The 14,535-nt window shown below is 59.4% G+C and carries 16 protein-coding genes; 8 read left to right on the top strand and 8 right to left on the bottom strand.

Features of this window, described 5'->3' with window-relative positions:
* Nucleotides 1-155: 155 nt before the first annotated feature.
* The 4 genes from E0486_RS03850 to E0486_RS03835 all read right to left on the bottom strand — a co-directional run bounded on the left by E0486_RS03850 (nucleotide 156) and on the right by E0486_RS03835 (nucleotide 5,295).
* Nucleotides 156-1,094: a phytanoyl-CoA dioxygenase family protein gene (locus tag E0486_RS03850; RefSeq protein WP_131850818.1), complete on the bottom strand. Its 939-nt coding sequence runs from the start codon at nucleotides 1,092-1,094 to the stop codon at nucleotides 156-158.
* Nucleotides 1,095-1,105: 11 nt separating this feature from the next.
* Nucleotides 1,106-2,185, bottom strand: coding sequence for a tetratricopeptide repeat protein (locus E0486_RS03845; protein WP_131850817.1), 1,080 nt, complete (start codon nucleotides 2,183-2,185; stop codon nucleotides 1,106-1,108).
* A 122-nt stretch (nucleotides 2,186-2,307) separates the two neighbouring features.
* Complete coding sequence (locus E0486_RS03840; RefSeq protein WP_131850816.1) at nucleotides 2,308-4,695, bottom strand: M1 family metallopeptidase; 2,388 nt, start codon at nucleotides 4,693-4,695, stop codon at nucleotides 2,308-2,310.
* Nucleotides 4,696-4,719: 24 nt separating this feature from the next.
* Complete coding sequence (locus E0486_RS03835; protein WP_131850815.1) at nucleotides 4,720-5,295, bottom strand: HupE/UreJ family protein; 576 nt, start codon at nucleotides 5,293-5,295, stop codon at nucleotides 4,720-4,722.
* Between the two features lie 84 nt (nucleotides 5,296-5,379).
* On the opposite strand from E0486_RS03835, the gene E0486_RS03830 reads away from it, so the two are divergent.
* On the top strand, nucleotides 5,380-5,868 hold the full coding sequence (locus E0486_RS03830) for a DUF6702 family protein (protein WP_131850814.1): 489 nt from the start codon (nucleotides 5,380-5,382) through the stop codon (nucleotides 5,866-5,868).
* Nucleotides 5,869-6,053: 185 nt separating this feature from the next.
* Here E0486_RS03830 and E0486_RS03825 read toward each other — a convergent pair whose 3' ends face one another.
* Nucleotides 6,054-7,367 carry a hemolysin family protein gene (locus E0486_RS03825; RefSeq protein WP_131850813.1) on the bottom strand — a complete coding sequence of 438 codons (1,314 nt, stop codon included), beginning with the start codon at nucleotides 7,365-7,367 and terminating at the stop codon, nucleotides 6,054-6,056.
* 191 nt (nucleotides 7,368-7,558) lie between these two features.
* On the opposite strand from E0486_RS03825, the gene E0486_RS03820 reads away from it, so the two are divergent.
* The 7 genes from E0486_RS03820 to E0486_RS03790 all read left to right on the top strand — a co-directional run bounded on the left by E0486_RS03820 (nucleotide 7,559) and on the right by E0486_RS03790 (nucleotide 13,540).
* Nucleotides 7,559-9,511, top strand: a complete 1,953-nt coding sequence (locus E0486_RS03820; protein ID WP_165917180.1) for an LTA synthase family protein — start codon at nucleotides 7,559-7,561, stop codon at nucleotides 9,509-9,511.
* 172 nt (nucleotides 9,512-9,683) lie between these two features.
* The gene (locus E0486_RS03815; RefSeq protein ID WP_131850811.1) at nucleotides 9,684-10,121 is read left to right on the top strand and encodes a nucleoside deaminase; all 438 of its coding nucleotides are present in this window, start codon (nucleotides 9,684-9,686) and stop codon (nucleotides 10,119-10,121) included.
* A 142-nt stretch (nucleotides 10,122-10,263) separates the two neighbouring features.
* Complete coding sequence (locus tag E0486_RS03810) at nucleotides 10,264-10,866, top strand: superoxide dismutase (RefSeq protein WP_131850810.1); 603 nt, start codon at nucleotides 10,264-10,266, stop codon at nucleotides 10,864-10,866.
* Between the two features lie 175 nt (nucleotides 10,867-11,041).
* Nucleotides 11,042-11,617, top strand: coding sequence for a Crp/Fnr family transcriptional regulator (locus tag E0486_RS03805; RefSeq protein ID WP_131850809.1), 576 nt, complete (start codon nucleotides 11,042-11,044; stop codon nucleotides 11,615-11,617).
* 77 nt (nucleotides 11,618-11,694) lie between these two features.
* Nucleotides 11,695-12,570, top strand: a complete 876-nt coding sequence (locus tag E0486_RS03800; protein ID WP_131850808.1) for a helix-turn-helix transcriptional regulator — start codon at nucleotides 11,695-11,697, stop codon at nucleotides 12,568-12,570.
* Nucleotides 12,571-12,584: 14 nt separating this feature from the next.
* Entirely contained in the window at nucleotides 12,585-13,046 is a 462-nt protein-coding gene (locus E0486_RS03795) for a DUF983 domain-containing protein (RefSeq protein ID WP_131850807.1), read from the top strand.
* Between the two features lie 137 nt (nucleotides 13,047-13,183).
* Nucleotides 13,184-13,540 (top strand): nuclear transport factor 2 family protein, encoded by a 357-nt coding sequence (locus E0486_RS03790; protein ID WP_131850806.1) that lies wholly within the window; start codon nucleotides 13,184-13,186, stop codon nucleotides 13,538-13,540.
* Nucleotides 13,541-13,666: 126 nt separating this feature from the next.
* Here E0486_RS03790 and yidD read toward each other — a convergent pair whose 3' ends face one another.
* The 3 genes from yidD to rpmH all read right to left on the bottom strand — a co-directional run bounded on the left by yidD (nucleotide 13,667) and on the right by rpmH (nucleotide 14,512).
* Nucleotides 13,667-13,897: a membrane protein insertion efficiency factor YidD gene (yidD, locus tag E0486_RS03785; RefSeq protein ID WP_131850805.1), complete on the bottom strand. Its 231-nt coding sequence runs from the start codon at nucleotides 13,895-13,897 to the stop codon at nucleotides 13,667-13,669.
* The gene (gene rnpA / locus E0486_RS03780; protein WP_131850804.1) at nucleotides 13,881-14,276 is read right to left on the bottom strand and encodes a ribonuclease P protein component; all 396 of its coding nucleotides are present in this window, start codon (nucleotides 14,274-14,276) and stop codon (nucleotides 13,881-13,883) included. The genes yidD and rnpA overlap by 17 nt, the downstream gene beginning before the upstream one ends.
* Nucleotides 14,277-14,356: 80 nt before the next feature.
* Nucleotides 14,357-14,512, bottom strand: a complete 156-nt coding sequence (gene rpmH, locus E0486_RS03775; protein WP_131850803.1) for a 50S ribosomal protein L34 — start codon at nucleotides 14,510-14,512, stop codon at nucleotides 14,357-14,359.
* Between the last annotated feature and the right edge of the window lie 23 nt (nucleotides 14,513-14,535).

Raw genomic sequence — 14,535 nt, 5'->3', positions numbered from 1 at the left:
GCTGGCACTGTTGCCCCTTTTGGCTGCAGCGTGGACGGGCTACAGATTGCTTCGCTCCACTTCGTTGCGCTCGCAATGAAACGGATAATTGGAGCCTCGTCGCGCCGTCGTGCCTTCGCGTCTTCGCGCACAAAGGCCGACTGCGGCCTGCCGACTCAGCGCCAGGGGCGGTGGTCTTCGAAGCCATCGGGCAGGTAGGTGAGGTATTGCACGAGGCGTGGCGTTTTCCCGCGATTGGGCGTGGCGCAGTGGGGAAGCGCGCTGTGCCAGATGACGAAGTCGCCGGCGGCTCCTTCGATGGGGGTGGACGCCAGCAGCCCCGGCGCGGCCTCCCGCGGGTCGGTGCCGGCCGGCAGGGTGGCGAGCCAGTCGCCGATGCGGCGGTGAAAGCCGGGCACGCAGTGAAAGGCGCCATCGGTGGCGCCCGTGTCGGTGAGGTAAAGAAGGCCCTGCAGGCGGCCGGGGATGGGCAGGGCCAGGCTCGTGTCCCAGTGCAGGCGGCTACCCATAAAGGAGTAGTGCGCGCACTCGGGCGGGTTGAAGCTCACCTTGTCTACTACCGGGTAGATCGCCGTGCTGTCGTACAACTGCTCATAGGCGCGGCGGATGCGGGCGGAGGCGCGCACAGTGCGCAGCGCGGGGTGCTGCGTGAGCGTCAGCATCATGCCCGACTTGGCCTCGTGCGGCCGGTACCAGCTGGCGGGATCTTCCGGCGACGCGTTCAAAAATTCCCAGATGGCGCGGGCCGCGGCGCGGTGCTCGGACGCGGTTACTGCCTCGCGGATCAGCACGTAGCCGTGCTCGTGCCAGTGTGCCAGGTCGGCGGGGCCGAGCGTGTCTTCCTCCACGGATGGCGCTTCCGTAGAACTACGTTGTTGCTCCGCCCAAAGCAGAAATTCCCGTAGGCCGGGGCGTCGTTGGTAGAGGTATTGGAGCAGTTCCTGCATGCCGAGGCCGAGGGCCGATACGGCGCGGAGGTCGTTGTCCCAGCGATTGCTGCCCCCGCCCGCTAAGGCGCCGTTCCAGAGGCGGGTGAGGGCGGCGGCTTCCTCGGCGCCGAGCGCGCTGCCGGGCTCGAAGGTGGTATCGTTCATCGGGCGCCGGTTTACCAGTTGAAATGAAGCCCCTGCTCGTGGTACTTGAGGCGGATGTAGCGCAGGTATTCGGGGTGAAAATCCTTTTGTGCCTTGTACGACGCAATGAGGCGGTTGCCCTGCTCCACGTTGTCCATCATCACGTACAGGTTCAGCAGCTCGAGGGCGCCCGATTCGAAGTCGGGCATCGCTTTGTTCAGCCGCTCCAGCGCGGCCACGGCTTCGGTGTTCTTCTCTTCCTGCTCGTACAGTAGTGCGCGGAAGAAGTCCAGCAGCGGGTCCTGCACCAGCTTGTCCATGTTGTCGACGATGCGGTGGCTGCGCGCGAAATCCTTGCGGGCGAAGTAGTGGTCGAAGAGGGCGAACTGCGCGGAAGGATCGTTGCCGTACCGGCGTTCGAAGTCCGCCAGCGTCTGGGTATAGATCGCCGAATCGAGGTGGCTGCTTACCACGATGGACATGATCTGCACGGTGCGGCTGGCCCGGATGGAAGCGGGCAGCGAGTCGAGCACCGCGCGGGCGGCGCTGTAGTTCTGCAGGCTCAGCTGCTGCGAGGCGCGCTGCATCTGGGTGGCCTGGCGTTCGGCGTCGCTGCTTTTTTCCGAAAGTGTTTTAAGCAAGCCGGCGAGCGTCTGGCTCAGCATCTCGCCGGAGAGGAGGATGTATACGTCGCGGGCGCGGATCTGGCCCCGGAGCTTCGTCAGCGAGAAGTCGTGGTAGTTGACGCCGTCATCGCCGTAGAGCCGGAAGATCATGTGCTGGCTGCCTTCTTTTTCGTAGGTGCGCACGAGGCGGTAGGTGCCGCCTTTGGCCACTTCTGCCGACACCTGCTGGCTGAAGCCGTGCTTGCTCAGTCCTTCAATGACGCCGCGGCGCAGGTCGGCGTCCAGCTTTTTGCCGGCGGCACGGGCGGTTTCCTGGGCCAGCAGGTCTTTGTCGATCACTTCATCCAGGCGGCTGAAGCGATCGTCGCGGATGCTGGAGTCGACGCTGCGGGCAAAGGCCGCCGCTTCGGCGGGCGACAGCGGTTCTTCGGAAGGACCACAGGAGGAAAGGAGCGCGGTTGCAAGAAAGAAGAAAAGGAATCTCATAAAATGCAGTCGGGTTTGACCGGAAAGTTAAGCATCCGGGTTTGTTTGGTAAAGGGGCGCCGCCTGCCCGCAAAAAAAAGCCGCCCCGGCAGGGGCGGCTTTGCATGCGTTATCGGGAAAAATCAGAAGCCTTTCTTCTCGGCTGACTTCTGCATCGGGTTCACGCCGGTGCTTTGTCCGCGGGCGGCACCCTGCTTCGCTTTGAACAGCTGGAAGCGGCTCGGCTGCGCATCGGGGTTGCCCCAGGAGTTGTTCGACTCGTCGATGTCGGCGGTCTCGCGCATCGGGTCGAGCTTAATGCCGGTCACGCGCTTGTCTTTCATGAAGAACTTCGTCACCTTGTTCTCGTTGTGGCGCCATACCTGGGCGGGGATGCGCTCCACTTCCTTCGTGCCGTCTTCGTAGGTCCACTCCACGATGATGGGCATCACCAGGCCGCCCTTGTTGGAGAAGGACAGCTCGTAGAAGTGTTTGCCGGCGTACTTGGCTTTCGTGGCATCGTCGAGCGGCTCCTGCGAGGCGGGAACGGCCGAAGCGTAGCGGGCGGTATCCACGGGCTCCAGGCCGCGGTCGTAGCGCCAGTAGAAGTCGCGCAGCGAGGTGTCGGCATCGGTGGCGAAGCGGATGTGCTTGTCTTCGCGGTTGCGGATCTTCGACACGTCTTCGAAAGCATTGAGCTGCGGCTTGGGCAGGGGCACCATCACGGTGGTGTCGCGCATGCGCGCGCTGTTCATTACGGCATCGGCCTTGGCGTATTTGACACTGTCGAGCGAGATGTCGGTCACGTCGGTGCTGTAAAACCAGCCGCGCCAGAACCAGTCGAGGTCTTCGGCCGAGGCGTCTTCCATGGTGCGGAAGAAGTCGGCGGGCGTCGGGTGCTTGAAGGCCCAGCGGCGGGCGTACTCTTTAAAGGCGTAGTCGAACAGCTCGCGGCCCATGATGGTCTCGCGCAGCATGTTGAGGCCGGTGGCGGGCTTGGAGTACGCGTTGGGGCCGAAGCCGGCGGGGTGGATGTTCTCCGAGTTGGTCATGATCGGCTCCAGCTGGTCTTTCGGGAGCTTCATGTAATCGGTGATCGTAAAGGCCGGTCCGCGGCGCGAGGGGAACTTGTTGTCCCAGAGTTCTTCCGTCAGGTACTCCACGAAGGTGTTGAGGCCTTCGTCCATCCAGGTCCACTGGCGCTCGTCGGAGTTGATGATCATCGGGAAGAAGTTGTGGCCCACTTCATGGATCACCACGCCGAGCATACCGTTCTTGGTGTTCTCGGAATAGGATCCGTCCTTCTCGGTGCGGCCGTAGTTGAAGCAGATCATCGGGTACTCCATACCGTTGGCGGCTTCCACCGATTGGGCAACGGGGTAGGGGTAAGGGATGGTGAACTTCGAGTAGGTCTTGATGGTGTGGGCCACGGCCTTCGACGAGTACTTGCGGTACAGGCTGTAGGCTTCCTTGCCGTAGAGGCTCATGCACAGCACCTTCTTGCCTTCCACGTCGGCGGCCATCGCGTCCCATACGAACTTGCGGGAAGAGCCCCAGGCAAAGTCGCGCACGTTGTCGGCTTTGAAGATCCAGGTTTCGGTCTTCGTGCTCTTTCCTTTTTCAGCGGCCTTCGCTTCGGCGAGGGTCACGATCTCCACGGGTTCGGAGGAGGTCTGGGCCTTGTTCCAGCGGGCAAACTGCGCGGGCGTCAGCACCTGCTGCAGGTTCTGGCAGAGGCCGGTAGCGCCTACGATGTGGTCAGCGGGCACGGTCATGGCCACCTTGAAGTTGCCGAAGCCCACGGCGAACTCGCCGCGGCCAGTAAACTGGTGGTTCTGCCAGCCCTGGAAGTCGCTGTACACGCAAAGGCGGGGATACCACTGGGTGATGGTAAAGAGGTGGTTGCCGTCTTCGGGAAAGTATTCATAGCCACCGCGGCCGCCGAGCGTCAGGCGGTCGGGGATCTTGTAGTTCCAGTCGCAGTTGAACACGAACTTCTGGCCCGGCTTCAGCGGCACGGGCAGTTCCACCCGCATCATCGTTTTGTTGATGGTGTAGTGGAGTGTATTGCCGGCGGCGTCGGTGAGCTTGAGGATGTTCACGCCGAGGCCGTTTTCGCCGCGCTGGCGCTCGATGTTTTCGAGCTGGCCCACGGAGGCGTTGCGGGGCATGGCCGAATTGGCCTGGTAGCCGGCATTCTTCGTGGAGCTGTGCTCGTTTTCGTCGAGCTGCAGCCACAGGAACGACAGTACGTCGGGGGAGTTGTTGTAGTAGGTAACCGTTTCGGAGCCGCGGAGGGTGAGGTTCGGCTCGTCGAGGGTGGCGCGGATGTCGTAGTCGGTGCGCTGTTGCCAATACTTCGGCCCGGGAGCGCCGGAGGCCGTGCGGTATTCGTTGGGCGTCGGCATCGTGGTGCCGAGCTGCTCGAACTTGTTGCCGTGGTTGGAGCCCGGGTTGTTCACCGGGTTCTGGGCCCAGACAAAGCCACCGGCCAGGAGCTGGACGCCGCAGGCGATGAGAAGCTTTTTCATGTCGTTCATGTGTTGTATAAGTGTTTAAGGGAGACGCTCAAGCGCCATTTTCAAAGCTAAACTAAAAACCGCCGCCGATACAAACAGCACCCATTCGCGCCGCGGTACGCGCAGCCGCTGCACCAGCAGCCAGCTAAGGAGCAGCACCACACTTACCACTACTACCTGGCCGGCCTCGAGGCCAACGTTGAAGCCGAAGAGGCCCCAGCCGAGGCTCTGCCCCTTCACCAGCATAAAGCGCAGTGTGTTGGCGAAGCCGAGGCCGTGGATCAACCCGAAGAAAAGCGCCAGCACGTAGTTGATGCGCAGGTAGCGCGGCTCGAAGTGGCGCCGGAACAGGTTGCTTGCGGCGGTAAAGACGATGGTGCAGGGAATAAGAAATTCGGTCCAGGACGAGGGCACTTCCACGACGTTGAGGGTGCTCAGCGCAAGGGTGATGGAATGGCCGATGGTGAAGGCGGTGACGAGCACCAGCACCTGGCGCCAGTCGCGGAGCAGGTAGATGGCCGCCAGCACCCATACGAAGAGGAGGTGGTCGAGGGCATCGATGCTCATGATGTGTTCCCACCCGAGGCGGAAATAAAACCCGAAATCGCTCATGTAGTGCAGACGCCTTTTAACGTTTTTTCAAAGGGACGCAGCAAAATAATCCAGAGTTTTGCGGGAAGCAAAAAAAATCCGTCAATGGCGCTCCTGTCGTTTAAATGGCTCGTTCCGGTTCTCGCCGCCTTTTTTCACCCGATGTATGTGAGCGTTACCGAGATCACCCACAACCCACGCGAAAAGCAGCTCGAAGTGAGCTGCAAGCTGTTCGCCGAAGACCTCGAAGACGTGCTGCAGCGCGCTACCCCCGGCCTCGACCTGTCGGCGGAGCCGCAACATGCGCGTAACGACAAACTGGTGGCCGCCTATATGCAGAGAAACCTGTCGCTCTCCGTCGACGGCAAGGCGCAGGCGCTGCACTACCTCGGATTTGAAAAGGAAAAGGAAGCGCTCTATTGCTATTTCGAAGTGCCGGCCATCACGACCGCGCCGCACAAAGTGGACGTGCAGAACGCGCTGCTCTACGACTTTTCTGAAAAGCAGATCAACCTGGTACATGTAACGGTGAATGGGAAACGCCAGAGCACGAAGCTGGATTATCCCAATAAAGGGGTGAGCTTCAGTTTTTAACGGCCCCCTGTCCCCCGGAGGGGGCACTCAGATCGGTTCCTCTTTTCTTACCGGAAATGTTCCCAAAGTTGCCTGATACAAAAGCCCCGCCATTGGCGGGGCTTTTAAATTTCAGAATATTGAGCGTTGACAATTGAAAAATTGTCGAACAACGTGATGAATCCACAAGGAAGACAGGTTCCAACCTATGTGCCCCCTTCGGGGGACAGGGGGCCAGGCTCTTCGTCGGTCTTCACCAGCACCTTGTCGATCCGGTGGCCGTCCATGTCGATGATCTCGATGTGGAAGTCGCGCCAGTAGAGGGTGTCGCCGGTGTGGGGAATGCGCTCCAGCTCGTGGAGGATGCAGCCCGCCAGGGTGTCGAACTGGAATTCGTCGTCGAGGTAGTCGGTCTTGTCGAAGTAGGAGAGGAAGTCGTAGAAGTTGATCTGTGCATCCACCAGGAAGCTGCCGTCCTCGCGGCCGATGATCGCGTAGTCTTCTTCATCGCCCATCTCCGGCATGTCGCCGATGATGGCTTCCATGATGTCGCTGAGGGTGATCATGCCCAGCACGGAGCCGTATTCGTCCACGATGAAGGCCGCGTAGTTTTTGGTGGCGCGCAGCTTTTCCATCACCTGGTAGGCCGAGTTGTTGTTGGGCACGAACAGCGCCGGCTTCATCAGCGTGCGCAGGTTTTCCAAGTTGGAAAGGTCGTTGGCTACGTAGAGGTCCTTGATCGAGACGATGCCTTTCATGTTGTCGATATCGCCTTCGCACACCGGGTAGATAGAGTGGGGTTCTGCGATGATCCGCTCGCGCACCTGCAGTTCGGGGTCGGTGAGGTCAAACCAGGCCATATCGCTGCGGTGGGTCATCAGCGAGGTGATGTTGCGGTCGCCAAGGTGGAAGATGCGCTCGATCATCTCGCGTTCTTCTTCCTCGATGGTGCCGGCCTCGGTGCCTTCGCTGATGATGGCCTTGATCTCTTCCTCCGTAACGGTGTCGTCGGACACGGTGCGGATCTTAAAAAGCTTGAAGAAGCCGTTGGAGGTTTTATTGAGGAGCCACACGAAGGGGTGGGTGATCTTGGCAAAAATGCGCATTGGCTTGGCCATCAGCTTGGCGATGGTCTCGGCGCGCTGCAGGCCGATGCGTTTGGGGATCAGCTCGCCGAACACGATCGACAGGAAGGTGACGACGATCACCACCATCGTGGTGGACAGCCCTTTGGCGTAGGGGCGCAGGGTGTCGAAGCGTTCGAGCCAGGGTTGGAGATAAGCGCCGAAGCGCTCGCCGGAGTACACACCGGTAAGGATCGCGATGACCGTGATGCCGATCTGGGCGGCGGAGAGAAAAATTTCCGGGTTCATGGAAAGGTCGAGAGCCGAACGGGCGCGGGCGTCGCCTTTTTCAGCGGCCGACTCCAGGCGGGGCTTCCGGGCGGAAACCAGCGCGATCTCCGACATCACGAATAATCCATTCAACAAAATCAGTCCCAGCAATATGAATATTTCCATCTACGGCTCAGTTATAGTAGCAGCGGTAAAGCTACCGGTTTTTGAGCAAAGACAAGGCCACAGCGCCTCCCGGTAGCTCTGCCGCAGCGGGCGCGGAAATGCGCCGTTTTACCGTATTTCTGCGGGGCGGACCGGACAAAAGGGGCAACTTTGCGCCAAGTCTGCTCGAAACCATGCTCGCAAGAACCCGTTTGCCTAAAACCCTCCTTTGGGTCATCAACCTGTTGTTCATCTACCTCGTGCTTTTTACGGGGATGCGGATGCTCATGCTGGCCCTGTTCAAGCCGGCGGCCGTTTCGGTGCACGACCTGCTGCCTTCCTTTTTCCTGGGTTTGCGTTTCGACCTTCGCTGGATCGCCCTCGTGCTGGCGCCCATCGTGCTGCTGAGCCTCTGGCCCCGCCTGTCGCCTTTTTATGCCGAGCGGAACAAGAAGCTCTGGACCTGGTACCTGGCAGCCATGACCTTTTTCATCGTCTTTTTCTTCGCGGCTGACTTCGGCTGCTTTGCCTATAACCAGAACCGCCTGGGCGCGTCGGCGCTCAACTTCGCGGAAGACGCCAGCATTTCGGCCCGCATGCTCTGGCAATCCTATCCCATCGTGTGGATGGTGGGTGGCCTGGTGGTGGCCGTGCTGTTCCTGCGCTGGATCTTCTGGCGCACCCACTTCTACGTGGTGTCGCGTACCGAAGGCCGCGGCATTCCCTACCGCCGCAAGTGGATCGGTGCCGGACTGCTGGTGCTCGGCTTCTTCGGGTATGGGAGCCCCTCGGCCACGCCGTTGCAATGGAAGGCCGCCTTTGGCCTGCATGATTCCTTCCGCGCCTTCCTGGCGCTGAACCCGCTGCAGAATTTCTTTACCACCCTGCGCTTCCGCAAGCCGCAATCCAACGAAGGCGCGGCACGCGCCGCCTTTCCTGTGCTGAAAGACTGGATGGGCCTGCAAAACGACGGTTTTTACTACCAGCGTCCGCAGGCCGGCCATGCCGGCAGCCGCCCCAACGTGGTGCTGGTGGTCTGTGAATCGTTCAGCATGTATAAAAGCAGCCTCAGCGGCAACCCGCTCAACACCACGCCCTATGTAGCCGGGATGGCACAGGAGGGACTTTTCTTCGACCGCTGCTTTTCGCCGCACTTTTCCACCGCCCGCGGCCTTTTCGCCACGCTCACCGGCACGCCCGACGTGCAGCTGTCGAAGTTCTCCACCCGCAACCCCGAAGCGCTCGACCAGCATACCATCGTCAACGACTTTGCCGGCTACGAGAAGTTTTACTTCCTCGGCGGCGACGCCTCGTTCAACAACTTCCAGGGCCTCGTGCAGAATATCGGCGGGGTTCGGATGATCACCGAAGGCCAGTTTAAAAAGGCGCCGGTGAATGTATGGGGCATCTCCGATAAGGACCTGTTCCTGGAAGCTGACCGCGTACTGGGCGCGCAGCAGAAGCCGTTCTTCGCCATCATCCAGACTGCCGACAACCACCGTCCCTTCACCATTCCGCAGGGCGAGACCGGCTTTCAGTCGCTCTCGGTACCGCTCGATACCCTGAAGAAATACGGGTTTGAATCCGAGGCCGAGTTCAACGCCTTCCGCTACTCCGACCATTGCATTAAAACCTTCATGGAAGCCGCGCGCAAGCAGCCTTATTTCGATAATACGGTGTTCGTATTCGTGGGTGATCACGGTGTGTCGGGCAATGCGGCCGCGGTGTACGGCGCCGACTGGGACCGCCTGCGCCTCACCGACGAGCACGTGCCGCTGCTTTTTTATGCCCCGAAGCTGCTGAAGGCCGAGCGCCGCCACGAGGTAGTGTCGCAGATCGACGTGCTGCCCACGGCTGCGGGCATCGCCGGCATTCCCTACACCAACACGACACTCGGCCGCGATCTCCGCGGACCGAAGAGCCGCGACTATGCGTTCATCATCTACCACGACGGCTTCCAGATCGGCATGGTGACCGATTCCTTCTATTACACCCGCAACCTGCACCTGCAACGCGACGAGCTGACGACGCTGCCGGGCTACGCTCCCCTCAGCGCCCGTCAGAGCGACTCTCTGCGCCGCCATATGGCGCCGGTGACGGAAGGATTTTACGAGACGGCGCGGTGGATGCTGCTGAATAACAAGAAGGCATATGTGAAGCATTGACCTCACCGCCGGTGGTTGAGAAAGGCCGCAGATTTTTATGATTTTTTAGGATGGACGCAGGTACCCGTTTGCGCGCGTGAGCAAAATCATAAACAATCTTAATTGATCTGCGTGTGCCGCTTGCGGTACCCGCGTTCTTTCTCTATAGCCGCTTGCGGCCTATTTTCGCATCATGGACGACGAGTTTTTCATGCGGCAGGCACTGGCCCAGGCGCAGCGGGCCTTCGACGACGAGGAGGTGCCCGTGGGCGCCGTGGTGGTATTGGGGGGAAAGATCATTGCGCGCGGGTACAACCAGGTGGAGCGGCTCAACGATTGCACGGCGCATGCAGAAGTGATTGCATTGACCTCGGCGTTTTCCTACCTCGGCAGCAAATACCTCCCCGAAGCAGCGTTGTACGTGACCGTTGAGCCCTGCCTCATGTGCGCCGGCGCCCTTTACTGGAGCAAAATCGGCCGCGTGGTGTTCGGTACTACCGATGAGAAGAACGGCCACCGCCGCGTCACCGGCGACAACTCACCCTTTCATCCGAAAACCGTTGTGGAATACGGCGTGCTGGCCGACGACTGCCGGGCCCTGATGAAGGAATTTTTCGCCCGCCGCCGCTAGCGCTTACATTGCTGGCTTACGCAAACGGACACTTCGGCTACACTCAGCGTTAGTTTGCGGGCCCGGCGCTGTACGTTGACGCCACTTCGGGCTCCAGAACTTTTGGTACTGCCGTACATTTGTGTCACAAAACCCAATTGTTATGGCATTTACCCTTCCTGCACTTCCCTATGCACACGATGCACTGGAGCCGCATATCGATACCCAGACCATGCAGATCCACCACGGCAAGCACCACCAGGCTTATGTAGATAACCTGAACAAGGCTGTTGCCGGCGGCGAGCACGAAAACAAGAGCCTCGAAGAGCTGGTGCGCAGCGCCGGGTCGATCTCTCCCGCTGTGCGCAACAATGGTGGCGGCCACTGGAACCACTCGTTCTTCTGGACCGTAATCGGCCCTAAAGCCGGTGGACAACCGACGGGCGCCCTGGCCGAAGCCATCACCAAGGCCTTCGGTTCTTTCGACGCATTCAAAGAAAAATTCAACACCGCCGGCGCCACGCGCTTCGGCTCCGGCTGGGCCTGGCTGATCAAGAAAGAAGACGGCTCGCTGGAGGTGACCTCCACCCCGAACCAGGACAACCCGCTGATGGACGTGGCCGAAGTGAAAGGCACGCCGCTGCTGGGCTGCGACGTTTGGGAGCACGCCTACTACCTCAAGTACCAGAACCGCCGCCCCGAATACCTGGCCGCTTTCTGGAACGTAGTGAACTGGAACAAAGTGAGTGAGCTGTACGGTAAGTAATCAGTTGATTAGTCTATCAGATTATTAGTTTATTGGTAAGAGAGTCTGCACAAGCAGACTCTCTTTCGTTTGGGAAAGATGCTGGTTGAACAAAATGGCCCTAACACGAATCAGCGAATGCGCATTTACCAATAGACGAATAGACCATTAGACCATTAGACGCTACTTTTACGGGATGTACGAACGCATGCTCGACAACGTCCGCCGGCGCATCGACCTCAACCCGGAAGAGGAAGCTTTTTTCTGCTCCTTGCTGCACCGCCGCACCGTGCGCAAGCGCCAGTTTCTGCTGCAGGAAGGTGACGTTTGCCGCTATGAATATTTTGTCGACAGCGGCTGCCTGCGGGCGTATACGATCGATGCGAAAGGGGCGGAGCACGTGTTGCAGTTTGCCGTGGAGGACTGGTGGATCGGCGACATGAATTCGTTTATCACCCAAAGCCCGGCACGGCTCGCCATCGATGCGCTCGAAGACAGCGAGGTGCTGTGTATGGACAAGGCTTCCTGGGACCTGCTGTTTGAGCGGGTGCCGAAGTTCGAACGCTTTTTCCGAATCCTGCTCCAGCGTGCTTTCATCACCCTGCAGGAACGCGTGGTGTCGGCCATGAGCGACACTGCCGAGGAGCGGTACCGGCAGTTTCGCGAACGCTATCCGCAGCTCGAGCAGCGGGTGCCGCAACGGCAGATCGCTTCCTATCTCGGCATCACCCCCGAATCGCTGAGCCGCATCCGGAAGCAACGCATGAAATAGGCGCCATCGGTAAAAAGTGCCAGATTTGCCCGTTCCGGGTCCATACCCGGCGGTACTTATCGCGGTACCTTTGCGCCATGAGCAAGGCCGCCATACCGGTTTACGACATCCGCAGCATCGACGATGCGGCACGGCATGGCCTGCTGGCGGCCCGCCTGTCGGACTACCTGCCCCAGCACTACTGGCACCTGCACCATCCACACCGGCATTCGTTTTACCACCTCGTGTTGTTCACCGAAGGAAGCGGAACCCATACCATCGACTTTCAGCGGTTCCCGGTGGAAGTCGGCGGGGCCTATTTCATGGCACCCGGACAGGTGCATGGCTGGCAGTTTGAAGGAACGGTGGAAGGCTACATCGTGCATTTCAACGAAAGCTTTTTCCAGAGCTTCCTGCAAAATGACCGCTACCTGGAGCGCTTCCCCTTTTTCAGCGGCTACCCTGAGCAATGTGTGTGCAAACTCTCCGCGGATCAGTTAAGAGGGGCCGTTGCCCTGTTGGAACGCATCCTGCGGGAAGCAGCGGCTGCCGAAGCCTCTTCCTTCGACCTGGTGCGCCTCTGGCTGCTGGAATATTTCATCCTCGTGGACCGTAGTTGTACGGTAGCCGACAATACCGTGGTGCCGGCCCAGAAGAGCCTCCTGCTGCGCAACTTTCGCCGACTGATCGAGGAGCATTTCATTACACTCCGGTTGCCAAAGCAATACGCCGACCTCCTTTATGTAACGCCCAACCACCTCAACGCCCTGTGCCGCGACCTGCTGGGCAAGACAGCCGGTGAGCTGATCCGCGACCGCGTCCTGCTCGAGGCCAAGCGCCTGCTCATCGGCGCGGGCAGCACCGTGGCGGAAGTAGCCGATCGCCTGCACTTTGAAGACCCGTCTTACTTCAACCGATTTTTTAAGAAATACGAGGGCCAGACGCCCGAGCAGTTTCGCAAACTACAACACTGAAAAACCGAATCGATATGTGTGCCTATAGACAAGATCAAAAACCGCCGCTGATACCGAGCCTACTCAACAACAAATGCACCCGCTGCCGCCGCGGCGACCTTTTCAAATACAAAGGTGCCTTCCGCATCAAGGGCCTGATGACGATGAACGACAAGTGCCCCGTCTGTGGGCAGCCGCTCGACATGGAGCCGGGATTTTACTACGGCACCATCATGATCTCCTACGCCATCGCTGTACTGTTCAGTGTTGTTACGTTCGTGCTGTGGTGGGCCATCATCGGGATGTCGCTACACGACAGCCGCTTCTTCTGGTGGATCGGCGTCAACGCAGTGCTGTTGGGCATCTTGCAGCCGCCATTGATGCGCATCTCGCGTACCGTCTGGCTCTCCTTCTTTGTTCGCTACAGTCCCAACTGGTACAAGGGCGACATCGTGAACCGGTATAACTACAATAAAGACCAGATGGAGAATTGGTAGTTGCCGGATGTCGGATGCCACGTGAGGGGACTGGTTGCGCACCGTATTGATTGATCTGGATCAACGTTATTTCCTGTCCTATGTTAATGGCTGCAGACACTTTCTGCAGCCATTTTTGCATTTGAAAAAACAAGAAAATGGAAACGCTGAAACAAAAGATTGAGCATCTGAACGCACTGATCCTCGAAGGCAAGGCCATGGAAGGCTTCGAGCTCTATTACGATGATGAAGTAGTGATGCAGGAGAACGAAACCGCGCCCACCGTAGGCAAGGACGCCAACCGCACCCGTGAGATCGAATTCTTCGGAGCCATCACGGAGTTCCGTGGTGCATCGGTACGGGATGTGGCCGTGGGTGACAACGTCACCATGGTGACCTGGAAGTACGATTATACGCACAAAGATTGGGGTGTACGCAACTACACGCAGGTGGCCGTGCAACATTGGCAAGACGGAAAGATCGTGCGGGAGCAATTCTTCTACAGCCCCTCCTGACCTCACCGAAAGCGAGGAATAAAAAGCCCGGATCGCAATGCGATCCGGGTTTTTGTGTGAATTGAAAATAGAAATGTTGCGACCCATATGAAGCCGAACTAGGTGCCCTCCTCGGGGGACAGGGTGCTAGGGCACCGGGTCGTAGCCCGATCCGCCCCAGGGATGGCAGCTACCGACGCGCTTCAGCGTTAGCCAGAAACCCTTGAAGACGCCGTGCTTGCGGAAGGCCTCGAGGCCGTATTGGGAGCAGGTGGGCGTGTAGCGGCAGGAGGGGCCCAGCCAGGGCGAGATCACTTTCTGGTAGATGCGGATGAGCGCGATGAAGGGCAGGGCGAGGATCCTAGTGAGCAACTTCATGGCTTTTCTTTTGGAGGTGCCGCAGACTTTTGCCTACAGCCGCGTGGATGACAGCAAAGGTAGGAAGGGTCTTGTCCACGAACACGAAAAACAGCTCACCGTGGAGCTCACGGCCGTGCACCGCTTCCAGCAGCTCGGGCTTCTGGAGGCGGTAGGCTTCGCGGAGCAGCCGCTTGACGCGGTTGCGGTCGTGGGCCCGCTTGAAGTGCTTCTTGCTGCAGGTAAACCCGGCCTGCAACCCGGGCTCTGCAGCCCCTGCCGTCCAGCGATGCCATACGAGCACCGGGAACACCGAAAAGCGCTGCCCACCGCGGAAGAGGGCGTCGATGGCCTTGCGGCTTTTGAGCTTTTCGGTGGCAGGAAGTCCGAAGCGTTTCATTTTGGAAATATTCGAAGATGTAATGCAAAATAGCCCCGTGAGGGGCTATTTGTGTATACGTTCGACGCGTTACGCGTGGATTACTTGAGTTTGCGCTCGTCGCTGACGGTCAGCTTGTGGCGACCTTTGGCGCGGCGGCTGGCCAGAACCTTACGGCCATTAGCGGATTGCATGCGCTTGCGGAAGCCGTGAACGGTCTTACGACGGCGGTTATGGGGTTGAAATGTACGTTTCATATCAGTTTCTTTACCTTTTTTTT

It is taken from the genome of Flaviaesturariibacter aridisoli (genome assembly GCF_004343705.1).
GTDB lineage: Bacteria > Bacteroidota > Bacteroidia > Chitinophagales > Chitinophagaceae > Flavisolibacter > Flavisolibacter aridisoli.
The sequence above is the reverse complement of the archived record's forward strand: the minus strand, read 5'-3'. Positions and strand labels throughout refer to the sequence as shown.

Bases quoted from the DNA above. Each gene is read 5' to 3' on its own strand.
- yidD (WP_131850805.1), bottom strand. From the start codon at position 13,897: ATGAAGTTGCTCACTAGGATCCTCGCCCTGCCCTTCATCGCGCTCATC.
- E0486_RS03845 (WP_131850817.1), bottom strand. From the start codon at position 2,185: ATGAGATTCCTTTTCTTCTTTCTTGCAACCGCGCTCCTTTCCTCCTGT.
- E0486_RS03805 (WP_131850809.1), top strand. From the start codon at position 11,042: ATGTACGAACGCATGCTCGACAACGTCCGCCGGCGCATCGACCTCAAC.
- E0486_RS03815 (WP_131850811.1), top strand. From the start codon at position 9,684: ATGGACGACGAGTTTTTCATGCGGCAGGCACTGGCCCAGGCGCAGCGG.
- E0486_RS03840 (WP_131850816.1), bottom strand. From the start codon at position 4,695: ATGAAAAAGCTTCTCATCGCCTGCGGCGTCCAGCTCCTGGCCGGTGGC.
- E0486_RS03810 (WP_131850810.1), top strand. From the start codon at position 10,264: ATGGCATTTACCCTTCCTGCACTTCCCTATGCACACGATGCACTGGAG.
- E0486_RS03850 (WP_131850818.1), bottom strand. From the start codon at position 1,094: ATGAACGATACCACCTTCGAGCCCGGCAGCGCGCTCGGCGCCGAGGAA.
- E0486_RS03795 (WP_131850807.1), top strand. From the start codon at position 12,585: ATGTGTGCCTATAGACAAGATCAAAAACCGCCGCTGATACCGAGCCTA.
- E0486_RS03830 (WP_131850814.1), top strand. From the start codon at position 5,380: ATGGCGCTCCTGTCGTTTAAATGGCTCGTTCCGGTTCTCGCCGCCTTT.
- E0486_RS03825 (WP_131850813.1), bottom strand. From the start codon at position 7,367: ATGGAAATATTCATATTGCTGGGACTGATTTTGTTGAATGGATTATTC.
- E0486_RS03800 (WP_131850808.1), top strand. From the start codon at position 11,695: ATGAGCAAGGCCGCCATACCGGTTTACGACATCCGCAGCATCGACGAT.
- rpmH (WP_131850803.1), bottom strand. From the start codon at position 14,512: ATGAAACGTACATTTCAACCCCATAACCGCCGTCGTAAGACCGTTCAC.
- E0486_RS03790 (WP_131850806.1), top strand. From the start codon at position 13,184: ATGGAAACGCTGAAACAAAAGATTGAGCATCTGAACGCACTGATCCTC.
- E0486_RS03835 (WP_131850815.1), bottom strand. From the start codon at position 5,295: ATGAGCGATTTCGGGTTTTATTTCCGCCTCGGGTGGGAACACATCATG.
- rnpA (WP_131850804.1), bottom strand. From the start codon at position 14,276: ATGAAACGCTTCGGACTTCCTGCCACCGAAAAGCTCAAAAGCCGCAAG.